The organism is Pseudomonas sp. NFPP02 (genome assembly GCF_900119355.1).
GTDB lineage: Bacteria > Pseudomonadota > Gammaproteobacteria > Pseudomonadales > Pseudomonadaceae > Aquipseudomonas > Aquipseudomonas paracarnis.
In genome coordinates this window covers 84,496-104,342 of sequence record NZ_FPJI01000003.1, presented here as the reverse complement: position 1 = coordinate 104,342, position 19,847 = coordinate 84,496, and the positions used below count along the sequence as shown (strand labels likewise).

Below are 19,847 nucleotides of genomic sequence, written 5' to 3'. Positions count from 1 at the left end.
ATCTGACGGAGGTAGGCGACGGTATGAACGATGGGGCTCAAGGGGGAGTTGAGCAGGTAAAGGCAAACTGCGAACGGTCTTCGGGCGTCGTGGGCCTTTGTACGATCCATCAGTGTGTAGCCGGGTTACCTGGTTGGCTTCCGTCCCTCGGGACAACTTCGTTCCAGTCGCAACCAACGTCAAACACACCTTGTGGGCGGTACAGACACGAATCGGCTCAGGTGGGTAGCTTAGAGCGGCGATCCGAAGGCCCTTGCCAGGGCCCCTGATTAGCGGGAGCGAGGCCATCATGCCCATGCTTTTTTGGCTCGTCAAATGGTTTGTAGTGCTTTTTTTCAGGCACTACATCTTTGGTCTAATGCGACTTGCCAGTCAGTTTTTGGTGCCTCAGTTCAGGGTGTCGACCTTGACCCGCAAAGTCAGGTCATCGCGGCCCTGAGTAGAGTAGCTGCGGGTTGTAGAGGATTTGTCCGCCTGGGTTTCACGATTGATGCCGGCCAGGGGGATCCATTCGCCCAGGCGGCCGCTGACGGTTGTGTCGGTGCTTTGCACGTTCACTACATCGGGACGTTCCTGGCTCATGCGGTCACGGTTGGTACTGATGGCCAAGTGGACGGTCTCGCCGGTGACGCTGGCGGTCACGTAAAAACCCTGGGTGACGTTGCGATACTGGGTCTGGTTTTGCAGGCGGCCATAGCTATCCTGTTGCGTGGTGGTCAGCGGTACACTCTGGCCGACCTGGATCAGCGCGGGCACGCCTTCGCTGGCCTGGATCTGCTGCACGCCACCGTCGCGGCTGGCAGTGCCGTAGCTGATGATGCGGGTCTGGCTGTCACCGCTGTTCTGTTGGTTGTTCTCGTTGGTATCGACGGTGATTAGCAGGCGTTTGGCCGGTGTATCCAATTGGCCGAGCAGTGCGCGCAAGCCCTCGATCCTGGCGGGCTCAGCGTTAACGATAAGCTGGTTGCCGTAGGCGCTGACGGTGCCGTCCTTGCCAATGAAGTTCTGCGCCACGGGCAGCAGGTCGGCGCTGGTGCGGTTGTTCAGGTTGACGACTTCAGTGGCGGCCATGGCGCAAGCGCTGACGGTCATCACGAGGGCGGTGAGCAGGGTGCGTAGGGACATGTCCGTTATCTCTGCGAGTCATTTGCTTGATAGTGCCAGTTTGTCGGCCTGGTGGGTCGCAAGTTGAATCGTAGACGGCAAAATGCCCTGGCAGGCAGGGCATTTTGTGGTGTTGTTGAAATAGCTATCGCAGGCAAGCCAGCTCCCACACTTGAGCGTATTCCAGGGATGTGCTCGGTCAGCTGTGGGGGCTGGCTTGCCTGCGATAAAGGCGATGCGGGCTTGAATCAGCCCTCGCGCACCATATCCACATGCGGAATCCCGACCTCAAGAAACTCATCGCTGACGATCTTGAAACCCAGTCGCTCATAGAACGGTGCCGCATACACCTGCGCACTCAGGAATTGCCTGGTCTGGCCGCGTTTCACGGCCTCGCCAATTACTGCTTCCATCAGCTTGTCGCCGACTTTCAGTCCGCGCCAGTCCTTGAGCACCGATACCCGACCGATCTCGCCGCTGGGCAGCAATCGAGCGGTGCCAATCGGGAAGTCGCCTTCGTATGCAAGAAAATGCATGGCGCCGGCATCGTCCGCGTCCCACTCCAATTCAGGCGGGACCGATTGTTCAGCGATGAATACCGCTTCACGAATGCGCCGAATCTCGTCGATATCCTTTCGCCAGTCCGCGACACTTACGTGAATTTTATTCATCCGCGAACCCCAGGCTGCCTTGCTTGACCAGTTCGCACAGTAGGTCGCGACCGTCTTCGTCGGCCAGCCACTCGCCCAGGTTTTCGCTGTGCAGTGCATCGGCCGAGCACACCAGCTTCAACAGTTCACGCAGTTTGCCCGGCAGGTAACGGCTCTGGCCGCTGGCGAACAGCAGTACGTCGTCATCCACTTCGGACCAGGCCAGGCGTGCGCTCGGGTTGCGCACCAAGATCGCGCCGTCTTGCAGGCTGTTGATGAAGTCTTCTTCGCCCAACTCTTCACCGGCCACCAGTTCCGGGTAGCGTGGCTCGGTCATGAACTGGCCGAACCAGGTCAGCAGCATGCGCTCATCGCTCATGTGCTCGGCGAGCAGGCCCTTGAGGCGGTCCAGTGCGTCGCCCTGGATCTGGTGTGGGTCGCTGACCGGCTGGGCGTCGGCGTCGGTGTAGCGCTCTTCGTCGGTCAGGTACTGGCTGAGGAAGTCGGTGAAGTGGGTCAGCACTTCAGCGGCGCTCGGTGCACGGAAACCTACGGAATAGGTCATGCAGTCGTCTTCGGCAATACCGAAATGGGCCAGGCGCGGGGGCAGGTAGAGCATGTCGCCCGGTTCGAGCACCCATTCGGCGCTTTCTTCGAATTCGGCGAGGATGCGCAGGTCGGCGTGTTGCAGTAACGGGCTTTCGGAATTGCACATCTGGCCGATCTTCCAGTTGCGCTTGCCCTGGGCTTGCAGCAGGAACACATCGTAGTTATCGAAATGCGGACCGACGCTGCCACCCGGCGCGGCGAAGCTGATCATCACATCATCGATACGCCAGCTCGGCAGGAAGCGGAAGTGCTCCAGCAGCTCAGCCACCTCCGGCACGAACTGGTCGACTGCCTGCACCAGCAGGGTCCACTCGCGCTCGGGCAGGGTGCTGAAAGCGTCTTCGGCGAACGGGCCGCGACGCAGTTCCCACGGGCGCTCGCCGTGTTCGATCACCAGGCGCGACTCGACTTCTTCTTCCAGGGCCAGGCCTGCCAGTTCGTCGGCGTCGATCGGGCTTTCGAAGTCAGGGATGGCCTGGCGGATCAGCAGCGGTTTTTTCTGCCAGTAGTCGCGCAGGAATTCCCGTGCCGTGATGCCGCCCAGAAGTTGAAGAGGGATATCAGGATTCATGTGTAACCTATTGAAAAAAAGCACTTTTAAGACAGGAATAAAAACGCCCGGCGCGGCCGGGCGTCTCAAAGGAGCTTGCTTGGATCAGATGCGCTTGGCTTGTTCTACAGCGTTGCCGATGTAGTTGGCCGGGGTGAGCAGTTTCAGCTCGGCCTTGGCTGCGGCTGGCATGTCCAGGCCGTCGATGAAAGTTTGCAGCGCTTCGGGGCTGATGCCCTTGCCGCGCGTCAATTCTTTCAGCTTCTCGTAGGGGTTTTCGATGTTGTAGCGGCGCATTACGGTCTGGATCGGCTCGGCCAATACTTCCCAGCACGCGTCCAGGTCAGCGGCAATTTTCTGCTCGTTGAGCTCCAGCTTGCTGATGCCTTTGAGGCTGGCTTCGTACGCGATCACGCTGTGGGCAAATCCGACACCGAGGTTGCGCAGTACGGTGGAGTCGGTCAGGTCGCGCTGCCAGCGGGAGATCGGCAACTTGCTGGCCAGGTGCTGGAACAGGGCGTTGGCGATACCCAGGTTGCCTTCGGAGTTTTCGAAGTCGATCGGGTTGACCTTGTGCGGCATGGTCGACGAACCGATTTCGCCTGCAATGGTGCGCTGCTTGAAGTAGCCCAGGGAGATGTAGCCCCAGATATCGCGATCGAAATCGATCAAGATGGTGTTGAAGCGTGCAATCGCGTCGAACAGCTCGGCGATGTAGTCGTGGGGTTCGATCTGCGTGGTGTAGGGGTTGAAGCCCAGGCCCAATTCGTCTTCGATGAAGGCGCGGGCGTTGGCTTCCCAGTCGATCTCAGGGTAGGCCGACAGGTGGGCGTTGTAGTTGCCTACGGCGCCGTTGATCTTGCCCAGCAATGGCACGGCGGCGACTTGGGCGATCTGACGCTCCAGGCGGTACACCACGTTGGCCAGTTCTTTGCCCAGGGTGGTCGGCGAGGCCGGTTGGCCGTGGGTGCGCGACAGCATCGGCACGGCGGCGAAACGGATCGCCAGCTCGCGGATGGCTTCGGCGGTCTGGCGCATCAGCGGCAGCATCACGTCATCACGGCCTTCGCGCAGCATCAAGGCGTGGGACAGGTTGTTGATGTCCTCGCTGGTGCAGGCAAAGTGGATGAACTCGCTGACCTGGGCCAGTTCCGGCAGTTGGGCCGCTTGCTCTTTGAGCAGGTATTCGATGGCTTTGACGTCGTGGTTGGTGGTGCGCTCGATCTCTTTCACACGCTCGGCGTGCTCCAGGGAGAAGTTTTCCGCCAGGGTGTTCAATACAGCGTTGGCCTCGGCGGAAAACGCCGGCACTTCGCTGATGGCGGGGTGAGCGGCCAGGCGCTGGAGCCAGCGCACTTCAACCAGGACACGGGCACGGATCAGGCCGTACTCGCTGAAAATAGGGCGCAGGGCCTGGGTTTTGCCGGCGTAGCGGCCGTCAACAGGGGAAACCGCAGTGAGCGAAGAGAGCTGCATGGGGTGTTCTCGGACAGTCGGGCAACGAAATGGGGCGCGTATCATACATGAAAAAATCCGCCGGTCCGTCGCCAACTGACCGGCGTATTACGCGTAATGGCTTGAAAACAGCCTGCTGGTGCGACTTATTCGTTGCGCATCAACGGGTAAAGCTCTTTGAGCAATTTGCGTCGGCTGATCACCAACTGCCAGCGATGACCGCCCAGTTGGCGCCACAAGCGTGCCGAACGAATACCGGCCAGGAGCAGGGCGCGGATTTTCGACGCGTTGTTGGGTTGCTGCAGGTTACGCATGTCGCCATGCACCTGGATGCGCTGGCGCAGGGTGCTCAAGGTGTCCTGGTACAGCGCACCACAGGCGGCGATCACGTTTTCGTGGGCCGGGCCGAAGTGTTCTACCTGGGACTGGATCTGCGGCAGGCGCTTGCCGATGGTGTCCAGCAGGTCGTCGCGCTTGGCCAACTGGCGCTCAAGGCCGAGCATCGACAGGGCATAACGTAGCGGCTCGCGCTGCAAAGTACTGGGGTCGCGCTCCAGGGCGCCGATCAGGGCGCGATAGCCTTCACGCAGGGCCAGGTCGTCGCCGCCGTAAACCTCAAGGGTGTCCTTGGGGTCGCGGATCAGCAGGCTGCCGAGCATGCAGGTCAGGCCGGCTTCAGTGACCTGGCCGGTCTTGGCGATCTTGTCCACCAGTACCGCAGCGAGAAAGACACCGCCAAGGGCTGTCAACTGCTCCTGGGTCGGGCTCATGCCGGGTTGCTCCAGGCTTGCGCAACTTCAATCACGCCGCCGCCCAGGCAGATTTCGCCGTCATAGAACACCACGGACTGGCCAGGGGTGACCGCGCGTTGCGGATCATCGAAGGTGGCACGGTAGCCGGTGGCGGTCTTTTCCAGGGTGCAGGGCTGGTCGCTCTGGCGATAACGCACTTTGGCGGTCAGGCGGCGCGGGGTGCTCAAGTCGATAGGGTTGACCCAATAAATCTCGGAAGCGAGCAGGGCGCCGGAGAACAGTAGCGGATGCTCGTTGCCCTGGCCGACCACCAGCACGTTGTTCTCCAGGTCTTTGACCAGTACGTACCACGGCTCTTCACCGGCGTCCTTCAAACCGCCGATGCCCAAGCCCTGGCGTTGACCGATGGTGTGGTACATCAAGCCATGGTGGCGGCCGATCACTTCACCCTCGGTGGTCTTGATCTCGCCCGGTTGCGCCGGCAGGTATTGCTTGAGGAAATCGCTGAAGCGCCGCTCGCCGATAAAGCAAATGCCGGTGGAGTCTTTCTTCTTGGCGGTGGCCAGGCCGTGCTTCTCGGCAATCTTGCGCACTTCGGGTTTTTCCAGCTCGCCGACCGGGAACAGAGTCTTGGCGATCTGTTCACCGCCCACGGCGTGCAGGAAGTAGCTCTGGTCCTTGTTCGGGTCCAGGCCCTTGAGCAGTTCGGTGCGGCCATCGATATCGCGACGGCGCACGTAGTGGCCGGTAGCTATCAGGTCGGCGCCGAGCATCATAGCGTAGTCGAGGAAGGCCTTGAACTTGATTTCGCGGTTACACAGGATGTCCGGGTTCGGCGTGCGGCCGGCCTTGTATTCGGCCAGGAAGTGCTCGAACACGTTGTCCCAGTACTCGGCGGCGAAGTTGGCGGTGTGCAGCTTGATGCCGATCTTGTCGCACACGGCCTGCGCGTCCGCCAGGTCGTCCATGGCGGTGCAGTATTCGGTTCCATCGTCTTCTTCCCAGTTCTTCATGAACAGGCCTTCCACCTCATAACCCTGCTCCATGAGCAGAACGGCGGAAACGGAAGAATCCACGCCGCCGGACATGCCGACGATGACGCGCTTCTTTTGTGTGTCAGAAGGGGCTGGATCACGCATAGGGTTTCAACGGGTGTCTTGAAAAAGGACGCGATTCTATCAGGCCCGAGCCGCTAAGGCTAAAGAGAAGGGCGGATCAATTCGAGACTGTGCCTGTGGCCGGCCAGATAATCATCGATGCAGCGGATGATCAGCTCGCTGCGCCAGTCGTCGCGCACGGCCATCAGCTCGTCACGGGTCAACCAGCGGGCGCGCAGGATGCCTTCGTCAAGTTGATAATCCGGGTGGTGTTTAAGCGCCTTGGCGATAAAGCACACGCGCTGATAGGTCACGCCATTGCTCGGCGCGGTGTACAGGTAGATGCCGACAATGCCGGTGGCTTCTACGTCCCAACCGGTTTCTTCAAGGGTTTCGCGCACGGCGGCTTCGGTCAGGGTTTCGTTCGGGTCCAGGTGGCCGGCGGGCTGGTTGAGCACGGCGCGGCCGCCCTTGAGTTCTTCGACCATCAGGAACTTGCCGTTGTCTTCGACGATGGTGGCGACGGTGATGTGGGGGAGCCAGGTCATTGCAAGCCTCGGTATCGGGAAGGTGACTCGGTCAATGTGGGAGCTGGCTTGCCTTAATGCCAGTCAATTAAGGCTTTTCTGTAGGAGCGAGCTTGCTCGCGAAAAACGTCAACGATAACGCGTGTTTGCTGAATGAACGCGGCGCCTTTGAGTTTTTCGCGAGCAAGCTCGCTCCTACAGGCTGTAATCGCAGGCAAGCCAGCTCCCACATTTGATTGGGTTTCTTCAATGAAGTCCCTACAAACAGAAACCCCGGCACTTGGCCGGGGCGTCTTTGCATCCTTACAACCTTACTTCAACTTGGCAATTGCCGCATTGAGGGTGTTGCTTGGGCGCATGGCTTTGCTGGTCAGTTCTGGGTTCGGCGCGTAGTAGCCGCCGATGTCCACTGGCTTGCCCTGTACGGCGTTGAGTTCGGCAACGATGGTTGCTTCGTTCTCGGCCAGGGTTTTGGCCAGTTCGCCGAACTGCGCTTGCAGTGCAGCGTCTTCGGTCTGGGCAGCCAGGGCCTGGGCCCAGTACAGCGCCAGGTAGAAGTGGCTGCCGCGGTTGTCGATGTTGCCGACTTTGCGCGATGGCGACTTGTTGTTGTCCAGGAACTGGCCGGTAGCCTGGTCCAGGGTCTTGGACAGCACCAGGGCTTTCGGGTTGTTGTAGGTCACGCCCAGATGTTCAAGGGACGCGGCCAGGGCCAGGAACTCGCCCAGGGAATCCCAGCGCAGGAAGTTTTCTTCCAGCAGCTGCTGAACGTGCTTGGGAGCCGAACCGCCGGCACCGGTTTCGAACAGGCCACCGCCATTCATCAGCGGCACGATCGACAGCATCTTGGCGCTGGTGCCCAGCTCCATGATCGGGAACAGGTCGGTCAGGTAGTCGCGCAGTACGTTGCCGGTCACCGAGATGGTGTCCAGGCCCTTGCGGGTGCGCTCCAGGGTGAACTTCATCGCATCGACCGGGGCCATGATGCGGATGTCCAGGCCTTCGGTGTTGTGGTCTTTCAGGTATGCCTGAACTTTCTCGACCACGACGCCATCGTGGGCGCGCTTTGGGTCCAGCCAGAAAATGGCCGGGGTGTTGCTGGCGCGGGCGCGGTTGACCGCGAGCTTGACCCAGTCCTGGATCGGCGCGTCTTTGGTCTGGCACATGCGGAAGATGTCGCCGGCTTCGACTTTCTGTTCCATCAGCAGGTTGCCCTGGCTGTCGGTGACGCGAACCACGCCGTCAGCCTTGATCTGGAAGGTCTTGTCGTGGGAGCCGTACTCTTCGGCTTTCTTGGCCATCAGGCCAACGTTTGGCACGCTGCCCATGGTGGTCGGGTCGAAGGCGCCATTGGCCTTGCAGTCTTCGATGACCGCCTGGTAGATGGTGGCGTAGCAGCGATCCGGGATCACGGCCTTGGTGTCGTGCAACTGGCCGTCGGTGCCCCACATTTTGCCGGAGTCACGGATCATGGCCGGCATCGAGGCGTCGACGATCACGTCGCTCGGCACGTGCAGGTTGGTGATGCCTTTGTCGGAGTTGACCATCGCCAGGGCAGGGCGAGCGGCGTAGACCGCCTGGATGTCCGCTTCGATCTGCGCTTGCTGATCGGCCGGCAGCGCTTTGATGCGGGCGTACAGGTCGCCGATGCCGTTGTTCAGGTTGAAGCCGATCTGCTCAAGTACGGTCGCGTGCTTGGCCAGTGCATCTTTATAGAACTCGGCAACGATCTGGCCGAACATGATCGGGTCGGAGACCTTCATCATGGTGGCTTTGAGGTGAACCGACAGCAGCACGCCTTGCTTCTTGGCGTCTTCGATTTCAGCGGCGATGAAGCTGCGCAGAGCTTTCTTGCTCAGTACGGCGGTGTCGATGATCTCGCCGGCCTGGACACTGGTCTTTTCTTTCAGGACGGTGGTGGTGCCGTCCTGGGCAACCAGCGCAATTTTGACAGCGTCGGCGGCTTCGATTTGTACGGCTTTTTCGCTGCCGTAGAAGTCACCATTGCTCATGTGGGCAATGTGCGACTTGGAGTCTGCAGCCCAGGCGCCCATTTTGTGCGGGTGCTTGCGTGCGTAGTTCTTGACCGACAGCGGTGCGCGACGGTCGGAGTTGCCTTCGCGCAGTACCGGGTTCACGGCGCTGCCCTTGACCTTGTCGTAACGTGCACGGGTTTCTTTTTCCGCGTCGGTGGTTACGGTTTCCGGGTAGTCCGGCAGGGCGTAGCCCTGGGCCTGCAGTTCCTTGATCGCGGCTTGCAGCTGCGGGGTCGAGGCGCTGATGTTGGGAAGCTTGATGATGTTGGCTTCAGGCGTAACGGCCAGGTCGCCCAGTTCGGCGAGGTGGTCCGGGATGGCCTTGGTGCCCAGTTGCTCGGGGAAGCTTGCGAGGATGCGCCCGGCGAGGGAAATGTCGCGGGTTTCCACGGCAATATCAGCGGAAGCGGTGAAGGCCTCTACGATAGGCAGCAGTGAATAGGTGGCGAGGGCTGGGGCTTCGTCGGTGAAGGTGTAGATGATCTTCGAGCGGGTGGGCATATTCGGATTAACTCTCTTCTTTGCTGAAAGCGTGCGCAGAAACTCGAGATGCGCCGGGTAGAGCGCGTTCGTTCAAAGTCATCCATGAGCGAAATGTCGAGGTTTCTTCGCGGTGATGTTGGTTTGCATCAGTCGAGCGTCAAGCGGGTGGGCTATGGTAATAGTCCGGCTTTCTGGCGAAAGGCTACGTTCTAGAGCGGTCCGCCGTCGTGACTCTTTGGTCAGCGGCGGCATTATACATAGGTCGCTATGCTTACGCTGAGCCTTCATACAAAAGGGGGCTCGTCCATTGGTCTAAAGGTCGCAGGTGCGTGGGGTGGTGAGATGTGCTCAAGATTGGCGCTTTTCCCTTTGCTTTCAGGCTTGTAGGCCACCAAATGTGCTGTTTTCGATGCAAATGAGCATGGCGTGAGGTTTCAGTCGCCATTTATCTGGAGTAGGCTCGAACGCAGCCAGATGTTCAATCCATAGATGGAGTTCAGCATGGGATACAAGAAGATTCAGGTTCCGGCAGTCGGCGACAAAATCACCGTCAATGCAGACCATTCTCTCAATGTTCCTGACCAACCGATCATCCCCTACATCGAAGGAGACGGTATTGGCGTCGACATCAGCCCGGTGATGATCAAGGTGGTCGATGCCGCTGTTGAAAAGGCTTACGGCGGCAAGCGCAAAATCTCCTGGATGGAGGTGTACGCTGGTGAAAAGGCCACTCAAGTCTACGACCAGGACACCTGGCTGCCCCAGGAAACCCTGGATGCGGTCAAGGATTACGTGGTGTCCATCAAGGGCCCGCTGACAACGCCGGTCGGTGGCGGTATCCGTTCGCTGAACGTGGCGCTGCGCCAGCAGCTCGACCTGTATGTGTGCCTGCGCCCGGTGCGCTGGTTCGAAGGCGTGCCCAGCCCGGTGAAAAAGCCAGGCGACGTGGACATGACCATCTTCCGTGAGAACTCCGAGGATATTTACGCGGGCATCGAGTGGAAGGCCGGTTCGCCGGAAGCGATCAAGGTGATCAAGTTCCTCAAGGAAGAAATGGGCGTTACCAAGATCCGTTTCGACCAGGATTGCGGGATTGGCGTCAAGCCGGTCTCCAAAGAGGGTACCAAGCGCCTGGCGCGCAAGGCCCTGCAATATGTGGTGGATAACGACCGCGACTCGCTGACCATCGTGCACAAAGGCAACATCATGAAGTTCACCGAGGGTGCCTTCAAGGAGTGGGCCTATGAGGTGGCGGCGGAAGAGTTCGGTGCGACCTTGCTCGATGGCGGGCCGTGGATGCAGTTCAAGAACCCCAAGACCGGCAAGAATGTGGTGGTCAAAGATGCTATTGCCGACGCCATGCTCCAGCAGATCCTGCTGCGCCCGGCCGAATATGACGTGATCGCGACCCTCAATCTCAATGGCGATTACCTGTCCGACGCCCTGGCGGCTGAAGTGGGCGGTATTGGTATTGCGCCGGGAGCCAACCTGTCGGACACCGTGGCAATGTTTGAAGCCACCCACGGCACTGCGCCTAAATATGCGGGCAAGGATCAGGTCAACCCTGGTTCATTGATCCTGTCGGCAGAAATGATGCTGCGGCATATGGGGTGGGTCGAGGCAGCGGATCTGATCATCAAGGGCACCAATGGCGCGATTTCGGCCAAGACTGTGACCTATGACTTCGAGCGTCTGATGGATGGCGCTACGTTAGTGTCTTCGTCGGGCTTTGGTGATGCATTGATCAAGCATATGTAAACAGGCACACAAAACCGGCCGCCCTGGTGATTCGGGGTGGCCGGTTTGCTTTCAGTGCTTTGTTCTGTGACTGGTCAGGCCTTCTGCTTTTCTTGTCGTGATTTCTGGCCGGGCGCCGCAACGTTTTCTGCGGCAGGGCTACTGGCGGTGATTCCTTCGATCTTCACCGCATGCAAGCCCTTTGGGCCCTGGGTAATCTCAAAGGAGACCACTTGGCCCGCTTTCAGCGTTTTGTACCCATCCATATTGATCGCTGAGAAATGCGCAAAGAGGTCTTCACTCTTTCCGTCTTCATTAATGAAGCCGTAACCCTTGGCATTGTTGAACCACTTGACCTTACCACTAGCCATTCCCTTATCCCTCTGCACCAGACTCCATCACTGGAGTATCATCCTGTCTATCCGTCCTAACCCGAATAAATAAGGTTGACTGCGCGGACCTTTTTTACCCACTGTGGGCTCTATTTGTTGTAACACCGTTTCGCCGATAGTCAAGGTGACCCAAGAGTCAGAGTTGAAATTCTGACAGGTCGCCCCCACCACTGTAATTGAACCACTGACGAACCTTTCTTTCCCATGCATGCAAACAGCCAGATTCGACTAACATTCAATCAGGATCGCCCGGATCAGGAACATGACGACGACGGTTCTGCAGGCATTGCTGTTCAGGAGGCCAAGCCTGCTTTACAGGCGCCGCCGATGTACAAGGTGGTTTTGTTCAATGATGACTACACACCGATGGATTTCGTCGTCGAAGTGCTCGAGGTGTTTTTTAACCTGAACCGCGAGTTGGCGACCAAGGTAATGCTGGCCGTTCACACAGAAGGACGGGCAGTATGTGGAGTGTTTACCCGCGACATCGCCGAGACAAAGGCCATGCAGGTCAACCAGTACGCCAGGGAAAGCCAGCATCCGCTACTCTGTGAAATCGAGAAGGACGGTTAACGCCGACCACTTGGGTATGAGGTGAAGCTATGTTAAACCGCGAGCTCGAAGTCACCCTCAATCTTGCCTTCAAGGAGGCTCGTTCGAAGCGTCATGAATTCATGACCGTCGAACACCTGCTGTTGGCACTTTTGGATAACGAAGCTGCCGCCACCGTTCTACGTGCGTGCGGCGCCAACCTCGACAAGCTCAAGCATGACCTGCAGGAGTTTATCGACTCCACCACGCCACTGATCCCCGTGCATGACGAGGACCGCGAAACCCAGCCAACCCTGGGGTTCCAGCGGGTATTGCAGCGTGCTGTGTTCCACGTACAGAGCTCCGGTAAGCGTGAAGTCACGGGCGCGAACGTGCTTGTGGCAATTTTCAGCGAACAGGAAAGCCAGGCCGTGTTCCTGCTCAAGCAGCAGAGCGTTGCCCGTATTGATGTAGTCAATTACATCGCCCACGGTATCTCTAAAGTGCCTGGGCACGGCGATCATTCCGAGGGTGAGCAGGATATGCAGGACGAGGAGGGCGGTGAGTCTTCTTCTTCGAGCAATCCGCTGGATGCCTATGCCAGCAACCTCAATGAAATGGCGCGCCAGGGGCGGATCGATCCGCTGGTGGGGCGTGAGCATGAGGTTGAGCGTGTAGCGCAGATCCTTGCGCGTCGTCGCAAGAACAACCCGTTGCTGGTGGGCGAGGCGGGCGTGGGTAAGACCGCGATTGCCGAAGGCCTGGCCAAGCGCATTGTCGACAACCAGGTGCCAGACCTGCTGGCCAGCAGTGTCGTCTATTCCCTTGACCTGGGCGCGTTGCTCGCCGGGACCAAGTACCGTGGCGATTTCGAGAAACGCTTCAAGGCGTTGCTCGGTGAGTTGAAAAAACGTCCACAGGCCATCCTGTTCATCGACGAGATCCATACCATCATTGGCGCCGGTGCAGCTTCCGGTGGGGTGATGGACGCTTCCAACCTGCTCAAGCCACTGCTGTCCTCGGGTGATATCCGTTGCATTGGTTCGACCACGTTCCAGGAATTCCGCGGCATCTTCGAAAAAGACCGTGCCCTGGCGCGTCGCTTCCAGAAAGTCGACGTGTCCGAGCCGTCGGTTGAAGACACCATCGGTATCCTGCGCGGGCTCAAGGGGCGTTTTGAAGCGCACCATGGCATCGAATACACCGATGAGGCCTTGCGTGCGGCGGCTGAGCTGGCGTCGCGCTACATCAATGACCGGCATATGCCTGACAAGGCCATCGATGTGATCGACGAAGCGGGTGCCTACCAGCGCCTGCAGCCGGTCGAGAAGCGCGTGAAGCGCATCGACGTGCCTCAAGTCGAGGACATCGTGGCCAAGATCGCGCGGATTCCGCCAAAACACGTCACCAGCTCCGACAAGGAGTTGCTGCGTAACCTGGAGCGCGACCTCAAGCTCACTGTGTTTGGCCAGGATGCGGCCATCGACTCGCTGTCCACGGCGATCAAGTTGTCGCGTGCTGGCCTCAAGTCGCCGGACAAGCCAGTCGGTTCGTTCCTGTTCGCAGGCCCGACCGGCGTCGGCAAGACCGAGGCGGCTCGCCAGCTGGCCAAGGCCATGGGCATCGAACTGGTCCGTTTCGACATGTCCGAGTACATGGAGCGCCACACTGTGTCGCGCTTGATCGGTGCGCCTCCGGGCTATGTCGGCTTCGACCAGGGCGGCCTGTTGACCGAGGCGATCACCAAGCAGCCACATTGCGTATTGCTGCTCGATGAAATCGAAAAGGCTCACCCGGAAGTCTTCAACCTGCTATTGCAGGTCATGGACCACGGGACCCTGACCGATAACAACGGGCGCAAGGCGGACTTCCGCAACGTGATCGTGATCATGACCACCAACGCTGGTGCCGAAACCGCGGCGCGGGCTTCGATCGGCTTTACGCATCAGGATCACTCCTCCGATGCCATGGAAGTGATCAAGAAGAGCTTCACGCCGGAGTTCCGCAACCGCCTGGACACCATTATCCAGTTTGGTCGCCTCAGCCATGAGGTCATCAAAAGCGTGGTGGACAAGTTCCTCACCGAGCTTCAAGCGCAGTTGGAAGACAAGCGCGTGCAGCTGGATGTGACGGAAGCGGCCCGCAGTTGGATCGCAGAGGGCGGCTACGATGCGGCAATGGGCGCACGCCCAATGGCGCGTCTGATCCAGGACAAGATCAAGCGGCCACTGGCCGAAGAGATCCTGTTCGGCGAACTTTCCGACCATGGTGGGGTGGTACACATCGACCTGAAGGACGGCGAGCTGACCTTCGAGTTCGAGACCACGGCTGAAATGGCCTGATCGTTAGCTGCAACATTGCAAAAGGCGCCGAAAGGCGCCTTTTTGCTGCCTGAAATACGATTAAGACACAATGACGGTCAACTGTGGGAGCTGGCTTGCCTGCGATGACGGTCCTTCAGTCGCACATCGTTAACTGGCCCACCGCTATCGCAGGCAAGCCAGCTCCCACAGGGTCAAGTGGCGACTGTTAAATCCTGCGCACACAAAAACGCCCGGCATAACCGGGCGTTTTGTATTGACTTGCTTAGCGAGCGCGGTAAGTGATGCGCCCTTTGCTCAAGTCATAGGGCGTCAGCTCGACGCGCACTTTGTCACCGGTAAGAATACGAATGTAGTTCTTGCGCATCTTGCCGGAGATATGCGCGGTTACGACGTGCCCATTTTCCAACTCCACACGAAACATGGTGTTGGGCAGGGTGTCGACGACAGTGCCTTCCATTTCGAAGCTGTCTTCTTTCGACATGCAGTAAAGCCCTCGGTATCCAGTGAATGGCCCGGTGCAACTGCGCCAGGCAAAAGCGGCGTGCATTGTGCCCGAAAAAGGGTGTTCAAGCCAAGGGGTTCTAGTTAAGCGTGACCCATCTTTGATTAATCAGCAGCTCAATGGGCCGATATTGGGTCTTGTAGTTCATCTTTTTGCAGTTCTTGATCCAGTATCCGAGGTACACCGCTTCCAGCTCCAGGCGCAGCGCTTCGCCTATTTGCCAGAGGATGGCGAAGCGCCCGAGGCTGCGGCGTTCTTCGGTCGGTTCATAGAAGGTGTACACGGCCGAGAGGCCGTTGGGCAGTAGGTCGGTCACCGCTACGGCCAGCAGGCGGCCATCGAGGCGGAACTCGTAGAAGCGCGAAAAAGGCAAGTCACGCACCAGGAATGTGGAAAACTGGTCGCGGCTGGGCGGATACATATCGCCGTCGGCATGACGCTGCTCGATATAGCGTTGGTAGAGATCGAAATATTCTTCGCTGTATTGGGGTTTGGTGGCGTGTACTGTCAGGTCAGCGTTGCGCTTGAGAATGCGTTTCTGATTACGGTCGGGCGAAAACTGCGCAACCGGGATACGCGCAGGCACGCACGCGTTGCAGTTCTGGCAATGGGGGCGATACAGGTGATCGCCGCTGCGCCGGAAGCCCATCTCGGACAGGTCGGCATACACATGCACGTCCATGGGCTGGCTGGGATCGAGGAACAGCGTGGTGGCCTGCTCGTCGGGCAGATAGCTGCATGAGTGGGCTTGAGTGGCATAGAACTTCAAGCGCGCCAGCTCGGTCATGATCAACCCTCGGGATAAGCTTTGAAATAAGTGTAAGCCACGTGCGCGAAAGTCGCCTAGGAAACCCACGGCCCAGCGTTGGGTTGGTCCAGATGTTTATGCAGGAAGTCAGCGAAGACGCTGCGGGGTATGCCGCGGGCACCCAGGCTGTGCAGGTGATCGTTGGGCATCTGGCAATCGATCAGCACAAATCCCCAGGCTTGCAGTTGCCGGGTCAACGTGGCGAAGCCGAATTTGGAGGCGTTGTCGGCGCGGCTGAACATGGACTCGCCAAAAAACAACTGGCCCATCGCGAGGCCATACAGGCCACCTACCAGTTCGCCCTGGTCCCAGACCTCGACGGAATGCGCATAGCCGCGTTGGTGCAGCTCCAGATAAGCCTTCTGGATACCTTCGGTGATCCAGGTGCCATCGGCGTAGGCACGGGGCGCGGCGCAGGCTTGGATGACGGCGGCGAAATCCTGGTCGAAGGTCACGGTATAGCGCTGCTGGCGCAATAATTTGCCCAGGCTGCGGGAGACATGCAGCTCGTCGGGGAAAATCACCGTGCGCGGGTCTGGCGACCACCAGAGGATAGGCTGGCCTTCGGAGAACCAGGGGAAGCAGCCATGGCGGTAGGCCTGGATCAGTCGTTCGGCCGACAGGTCGCCACCGGCGGCGAGCAGGCCGTTGGGTTCGCGCATGGCCTTGGCCAAGGGAGGGAACGTCAGGGTGTCGCGTTGTAACCAGGTCAGCATGGCATCCAGGCTTAGGGAAGGGGAGGGGAGTGGCAGGTCATGCACCTGCACCGCAAGCGTTGATTATTGACGACCCTGCGCCATGGGGCCAGCCCGAATAGGCGATTGACGAGGATTAGCATGAACGGGTGTTTCTGCAACTCTGTACACAGGGTGTGGTCGTAATCGGGTCTGGCGCATGCCGGCCATTTGCCAAGCTTGCCTGGATTGCTAAATACAGCTCATAAGCCTTTGTCAGCAAAGGCAATGCATGCTCAAATTGTCCGTGCAGTCAGGTGAAGGGCAAGTGTGTGGCATCGCGCACGCAAACCCGTACAATGCGGCCATTGTGGCGTTATCGCCATTTCACCTATCCGTCACCGGGTGTTAAAAGTAGATTCAGCAACATTCGTTCATTTTTCAACTGCTCCGGATAGAGCAGTCGTGTGTAGTCATTCAACAGATGGACGCGCTAAAGGCGCAGGAATAGACCCGTTTTGAAGAAATCCGCCGCAGCACCTAAAGCAGCAGTCGTACCGGCCTGGCGCCAGCACCTGCATTACCGACTCAAGGAAGGCGCACTGATTGCCATCGGTGCGCTGTGCCTGTTCCTGATGATGGCCTTGCTGACCTATGGCAAGGACGATCCGGGCTGGAGCCATAACAGCAAGATCGATGACGTGCAGAATTTCGGCGGCCCTGTAGGTTCCTACAGCGCCGATATCCTCTTCATGATCCTGGGTTACTTTGCCTACATTTTCCCGCTGTTGCTGGCGATCAAGACCTGGCAGATCTTCCGCCAGCGTCACGAGCCGTGGCAGTGGAGCGGCTGGCTGTTCTCCTGGCGCCTGATCGGCCTGGTGTTCCTGGTGCTGTCGGGCGCTGCGCTGGCGCATATCCACTTCCATGCCCCGACCGGTCTGCCGGCGGGCGCGGGCGGGGCCCTGGGTGAAAGCCTTGGCGACCTGGCGCGCAGGACCCTGAATATCCAGGGCAGCACCCTGATGTTCATCGCGCTGTTCCTGTTCGGCCTCACGGTATTCACCGATCTGTCATGGTTCAAGGTGATGGATGTGACCGGCAAGATCACCCTCGACCTGTTCGAATTGTTCCAGGGCGCCGCCAACCGCTGGTGGGCCGCCCGTGTCGAGCGCAAGCAAATGGTTGCGCAGCTGCGTGAGGTGGACACCCGTGTCAACGAGGTGGTGGCCCCAAGCACGCCGGATCGGCGCGAGCAAGCCAAGGTCAAGGAGCGCTTGATCGAGCGCGAGCAGGCCCTGAGCAAGCACATGTCGGACCGTGAAAAGCAGGTGCCGCCCGTGATCGCCCCGGCACCGCCCAAGGCGCCGGAGCCCAGCCATCGCGTGCAAAAAGAGAAGCAGGCACCGCTGTTCATCGACAGCGCCGTCGAAGGCACCTTGCCGCCGATCTCGATTCTGGACCCGGCCGAAAAGAAACAACTCAACTATTCCCCCGAATCCCTGGCGGCCGTCGGCCACCTGCTGGAAATCAAGCTCAAGGAATTCGGCGTCGAAGTGTCGGTGGACTCGATCCATCCGGGCCCTGTGATTACCCGTTACGAAATCCAACCGGCCGCCGGGGTAAAAGTCAGCCGCATTTCCAACCTGGCCAAAGACTTGGCACGTTCCCTGGCCGTGACCAGCGTGCGCGTGGTGGAAGTGATCCCGGGCAAGACCACCGTGGGTATCGAGATTCCCAACGAAGACCGCCAGATCGTGCGCTTCTCCGAAGTGCTGTCGACGCCGGAATACGACAACTTCAAATCGCCGGTCACCCTGGCGCTCGGCCATGACATCGGCGGCAAGCCGGTGATTACCGACCTGGCGAAAATGCCGCACCTGCTGGTAGCCGGTACCACCGGTTCCGGTAAGTCGGTGGGTGTGAACGCCATGATCCTGTCGATCCTGTTCAAGTCCGGGCCGGATGACGCCAAGCTGATCATGATCGACCCGAAGATGCTGGAACTGTCGATCTACGAAGGCATCCCGCACCTGCTGTGCCCGGTGGTCACCGACATGAAGGACGCCGCCAACGCCCTGCGCTGGAGCGTTGCCGAGATGGAGCGACGCTACAAGCTGATGGCGAAGATGGGCGTGCGTAACCTGTCGGGCTTCAATGCCAAGGTCAAGGAAGCCCAGGACGCCGGCACACCGCTGACCGACCCGCTGTACAAGCGCGAAAGCATTCACGATGAAGCACCACTGCTGACCAAGCTGCCGACCATCGTGGTGGTGGTCGATGAATTTGCCGACATGATGATGATCGTCGGCAAGAAGGTTGAAGAGCTGATCGCCCGTATCGCCCAGAAGGCACGGGCGGCGGGTATCCACTTGATCCTCGCGACACAGCGGCCGTCGGTGGACGTAATCACCGGCCTGATCAAGGCCAACATTCCGACGCGCATGGCGTTCCAGGTCTCCAGCAAGATCGACTCGCGCACCATCATTGACCAGGGTGGCGCCGAGCAACTGCTGGGCCACGGTGACATGCTCTACATGCCGCCGGGCACCAGCCTGCCGATCCGCGTTCACGGCGCCTTTGTTTCCGATGACGAAGTCCACCGTGTGGTCGAAGCCTGGAAACTGCGCGGCGCGCCGGAATACAACGACGACATTCTCGCTGGCGTGGAAGAGGCCGGCAGCGGCTTCGACGGTGGCAGCAGCGGTGGCGACGATGATGCTGAAACCGACGCGCTCTACGACGAGGCCGTGGCCTTCGTACTGGAAAGCCGCCGTGCGTCGATCTCCGCGGTGCAGCGCAAGCTGAAAATCGGCTACAACCGTGCCGCCCGCATGATCGAAGCCATGGAAATGGCCGGCGTCGTGACCGCAATGAACACCAATGGCTCGCGTGAAGTCATCGCCCCCGGGCAGATGCGCGACTGATTCCGCGCCGCGTGGCAACACGCGGCGTGCCCTGACTACTCAATGAGGACTCCCATGCGCTTTATCCGCATGCTGTTGTTGCCAGCCCTAGCCCTGACCGCTGTTTCGGCTCACGCTGACCCGGCTTCCGTCGCCAGCCTGAAGAACCTGTTGGACAAATCCCAGACCCTCACCGCGCGCTTCTCCCAGCTGACCCTGGATGCCGGCGGCACCCAGTTGCAGGAAACCGCCGGTGAAATGGCCGTGCAGCGCCCAGGGCTGTTCTATTGGCATACCGAAGGCAAGGCGGAGCAGACCATTGTTTCCGACGGCCAGAAAGTCACGCTGTGGGACCCGGACCTGGAACAGGCGACCATCAAGAAGCTCGATCCGCGCCTGAACCAGACCCCGGCACTGCTGCTGTCGGGTGATGTGTCGAAAATCAACGACAGCTTCGACATCACCTCCAAGCAGACCAGCAACGTCATCGAGTTCACCCTCAAGCCAAAATCCAAGGACACGTTGTTTGACACGCTGTCCCTGTCGTTCGGCAACGGCGTGATCAACAACATGCGCCTGGTCGACAGCGTCGGCCAGCGCACCGATATCCTGTTCTCCGGGGTCAAGGCCAACCAGCCGGTGCCCGCGTCCAAGTTCAAGTTCGACATCCCCAAGGGTGCCGACGTGATCCAGGAATAAACTGCCCAGAG

Annotated in this window: 17 protein-coding genes; 5 read left to right on the top strand and 12 right to left on the bottom strand. The window is 59.4% G+C overall.

The genetic code is table 11. The features are described 5' to 3' along the window. Positions 1-387 precede the first annotated feature (387 nt). From BT204_RS06565 to BT204_RS06525, 8 genes are all read right to left on the bottom strand, one after another. Positions 388-1,125 carry a secretin N-terminal domain-containing protein gene (locus tag BT204_RS06565; RefSeq protein WP_014718909.1) on the bottom strand — a complete coding sequence of 246 codons (738 nt, stop codon included), beginning with the start codon at positions 1,123-1,125 and terminating at the stop codon, positions 388-390. A gap of 227 nt (positions 1,126-1,352) precedes the next feature. After that, positions 1,353-1,775, bottom strand: coding sequence for a GNAT family N-acetyltransferase (locus tag BT204_RS06560; protein WP_003192105.1), 423 nt, complete (start codon positions 1,773-1,775; stop codon positions 1,353-1,355). Then, the gene (locus BT204_RS06555) at positions 1,768-2,934 is read right to left on the bottom strand and encodes a ribosomal protein uL16 3-hydroxylase (RefSeq protein WP_014718907.1); all 1,167 of its coding nucleotides are present in this window, start codon (positions 2,932-2,934) and stop codon (positions 1,768-1,770) included. The genes BT204_RS06560 and BT204_RS06555 overlap by 8 nt, the downstream gene beginning before the upstream one ends. An 84-nt stretch (positions 2,935-3,018) precedes the next feature. Next, positions 3,019-4,389: an adenylosuccinate lyase gene (gene purB, locus BT204_RS06550; protein ID WP_014718906.1), complete on the bottom strand. Its 1,371-nt coding sequence runs from the start codon at positions 4,387-4,389 to the stop codon at positions 3,019-3,021. A gap of 125 nt (positions 4,390-4,514) precedes the next feature. Further along, positions 4,515-5,138 (bottom strand): high frequency lysogenization protein HflD, encoded by a 624-nt coding sequence (hflD, locus tag BT204_RS06545; protein ID WP_003192101.1) that lies wholly within the window; start codon positions 5,136-5,138, stop codon positions 4,515-4,517. Then, complete coding sequence (mnmA, locus tag BT204_RS06540) at positions 5,135-6,259, bottom strand: tRNA 2-thiouridine(34) synthase MnmA (protein ID WP_034127883.1); 1,125 nt, start codon at positions 6,257-6,259, stop codon at positions 5,135-5,137. The genes hflD and mnmA overlap by 4 nt, the downstream gene beginning before the upstream one ends. A 59-nt stretch (positions 6,260-6,318) precedes the next feature. Then, the gene (locus BT204_RS06535) at positions 6,319-6,765 is read right to left on the bottom strand and encodes an NUDIX hydrolase (RefSeq protein ID WP_057974909.1); all 447 of its coding nucleotides are present in this window, start codon (positions 6,763-6,765) and stop codon (positions 6,319-6,321) included. A 290-nt stretch (positions 6,766-7,055) separates the two neighbouring features. Next, the gene (locus BT204_RS06525) at positions 7,056-9,281 is read right to left on the bottom strand and encodes an NADP-dependent isocitrate dehydrogenase (protein WP_005789097.1); all 2,226 of its coding nucleotides are present in this window, start codon (positions 9,279-9,281) and stop codon (positions 7,056-7,058) included. Positions 9,282-9,764: 483 nt separating this feature from the next. Here BT204_RS06525 and icd point away from each other — a divergent pair, with 483 nt between their 5' ends. After that, complete coding sequence (icd, locus tag BT204_RS06520; protein ID WP_005789095.1) at positions 9,765-11,021, top strand: NADP-dependent isocitrate dehydrogenase; 1,257 nt, start codon at positions 9,765-9,767, stop codon at positions 11,019-11,021. 74 nt (positions 11,022-11,095) lie between these two features. On the opposite strand, the gene cspD is transcribed toward icd, so the two are convergent. After that, on the bottom strand, positions 11,096-11,371 hold the full coding sequence (gene cspD / locus BT204_RS28260) for a cold shock domain-containing protein CspD (RefSeq protein ID WP_034128147.1): 276 nt from the start codon (positions 11,369-11,371) through the stop codon (positions 11,096-11,098). A 225-nt stretch (positions 11,372-11,596) separates the two neighbouring features. Between cspD and clpS the strand changes: the two genes are divergently transcribed. Beyond that, positions 11,597-11,965: an ATP-dependent Clp protease adapter ClpS gene (gene clpS / locus BT204_RS06510; RefSeq protein ID WP_005789091.1), complete on the top strand. Its 369-nt coding sequence runs from the start codon at positions 11,597-11,599 to the stop codon at positions 11,963-11,965. 29 nt (positions 11,966-11,994) lie between these two features. Beyond that, a complete protein-coding gene (gene clpA / locus BT204_RS06505) occupies positions 11,995-14,265 on the top strand; it encodes an ATP-dependent Clp protease ATP-binding subunit ClpA (RefSeq protein ID WP_003192090.1) in 2,271 nt (756 codons plus the stop codon). Positions 14,266-14,509: 244 nt separating this feature from the next. Here the strand turns inward: clpA and infA are convergent, their stop codons facing one another. From infA to aat, 3 genes are all read right to left on the bottom strand, one after another. Further along, complete coding sequence (gene infA, locus BT204_RS06500) at positions 14,510-14,728, bottom strand: translation initiation factor IF-1 (protein ID WP_002553999.1); 219 nt, start codon at positions 14,726-14,728, stop codon at positions 14,510-14,512. A gap of 100 nt (positions 14,729-14,828) precedes the next feature. After that, positions 14,829-15,536 (bottom strand): arginyltransferase, encoded by a 708-nt coding sequence (locus BT204_RS06495; protein WP_003192088.1) that lies wholly within the window; start codon positions 15,534-15,536, stop codon positions 14,829-14,831. A gap of 56 nt (positions 15,537-15,592) precedes the next feature. After that, positions 15,593-16,273, bottom strand: a complete 681-nt coding sequence (gene aat / locus BT204_RS06490; protein ID WP_034127879.1) for a leucyl/phenylalanyl-tRNA--protein transferase — start codon at positions 16,271-16,273, stop codon at positions 15,593-15,595. A gap of 476 nt (positions 16,274-16,749) precedes the next feature. Here aat and ftsK point away from each other — a divergent pair, with 476 nt between their 5' ends. Beyond that, positions 16,750-19,158 (top strand): DNA translocase FtsK, encoded by a 2,409-nt coding sequence (ftsK, locus tag BT204_RS06485; protein ID WP_003192084.1) that lies wholly within the window; start codon positions 16,750-16,752, stop codon positions 19,156-19,158. A 54-nt stretch (positions 19,159-19,212) separates the two neighbouring features. Then, positions 19,213-19,836, top strand: a complete 624-nt coding sequence (gene lolA, locus BT204_RS06480; RefSeq protein ID WP_003174700.1) for an outer membrane lipoprotein periplasmic chaperone LolA — start codon at positions 19,213-19,215, stop codon at positions 19,834-19,836. Positions 19,837-19,847: the final 11 nt, after the last annotated feature.

Coding starts and splice junctions, on each gene's coding strand:
- BT204_RS06565 (WP_014718909.1), bottom strand. CDS start 1,125: ATGTCCCTACGCACCCTGCTCACCGCCCTCGTGATGACCGTCAGCGCT.
- BT204_RS06560 (WP_003192105.1), bottom strand. CDS start 1,775: ATGAATAAAATTCACGTAAGTGTCGCGGACTGGCGAAAGGATATCGAC.
- BT204_RS06555 (WP_014718907.1), bottom strand. CDS start 2,934: ATGAATCCTGATATCCCTCTTCAACTTCTGGGCGGCATCACGGCACGG.
- purB (WP_014718906.1), bottom strand. CDS start 4,389: ATGCAGCTCTCTTCGCTCACTGCGGTTTCCCCTGTTGACGGCCGCTAC.
- hflD (WP_003192101.1), bottom strand. CDS start 5,138: ATGAGCCCGACCCAGGAGCAGTTGACAGCCCTTGGCGGTGTCTTTCTC.
- mnmA (WP_034127883.1), bottom strand. CDS start 6,259: ATGCGTGATCCAGCCCCTTCTGACACACAAAAGAAGCGCGTCATCGTC.
- BT204_RS06535 (WP_057974909.1), bottom strand. CDS start 6,765: ATGACCTGGCTCCCCCACATCACCGTCGCCACCATCGTCGAAGACAAC.
- BT204_RS06525 (WP_005789097.1), bottom strand. CDS start 9,281: ATGCCCACCCGCTCGAAGATCATCTACACCTTCACCGACGAAGCCCCA.
- icd (WP_005789095.1), top strand. CDS start 9,765: ATGGGATACAAGAAGATTCAGGTTCCGGCAGTCGGCGACAAAATCACC.
- cspD (WP_034128147.1), bottom strand. CDS start 11,371: ATGGCTAGTGGTAAGGTCAAGTGGTTCAACAATGCCAAGGGTTACGGC.
- clpS (WP_005789091.1), top strand. CDS start 11,597: ATGCATGCAAACAGCCAGATTCGACTAACATTCAATCAGGATCGCCCG.
- clpA (WP_003192090.1), top strand. CDS start 11,995: ATGTTAAACCGCGAGCTCGAAGTCACCCTCAATCTTGCCTTCAAGGAG.
- infA (WP_002553999.1), bottom strand. CDS start 14,728: ATGTCGAAAGAAGACAGCTTCGAAATGGAAGGCACTGTCGTCGACACC.
- BT204_RS06495 (WP_003192088.1), bottom strand. CDS start 15,536: ATGACCGAGCTGGCGCGCTTGAAGTTCTATGCCACTCAAGCCCACTCA.
- aat (WP_034127879.1), bottom strand. CDS start 16,273: ATGCTGACCTGGTTACAACGCGACACCCTGACGTTCCCTCCCTTGGCC.
- lolA (WP_003174700.1), top strand. CDS start 19,213: ATGCGCTTTATCCGCATGCTGTTGTTGCCAGCCCTAGCCCTGACCGCT.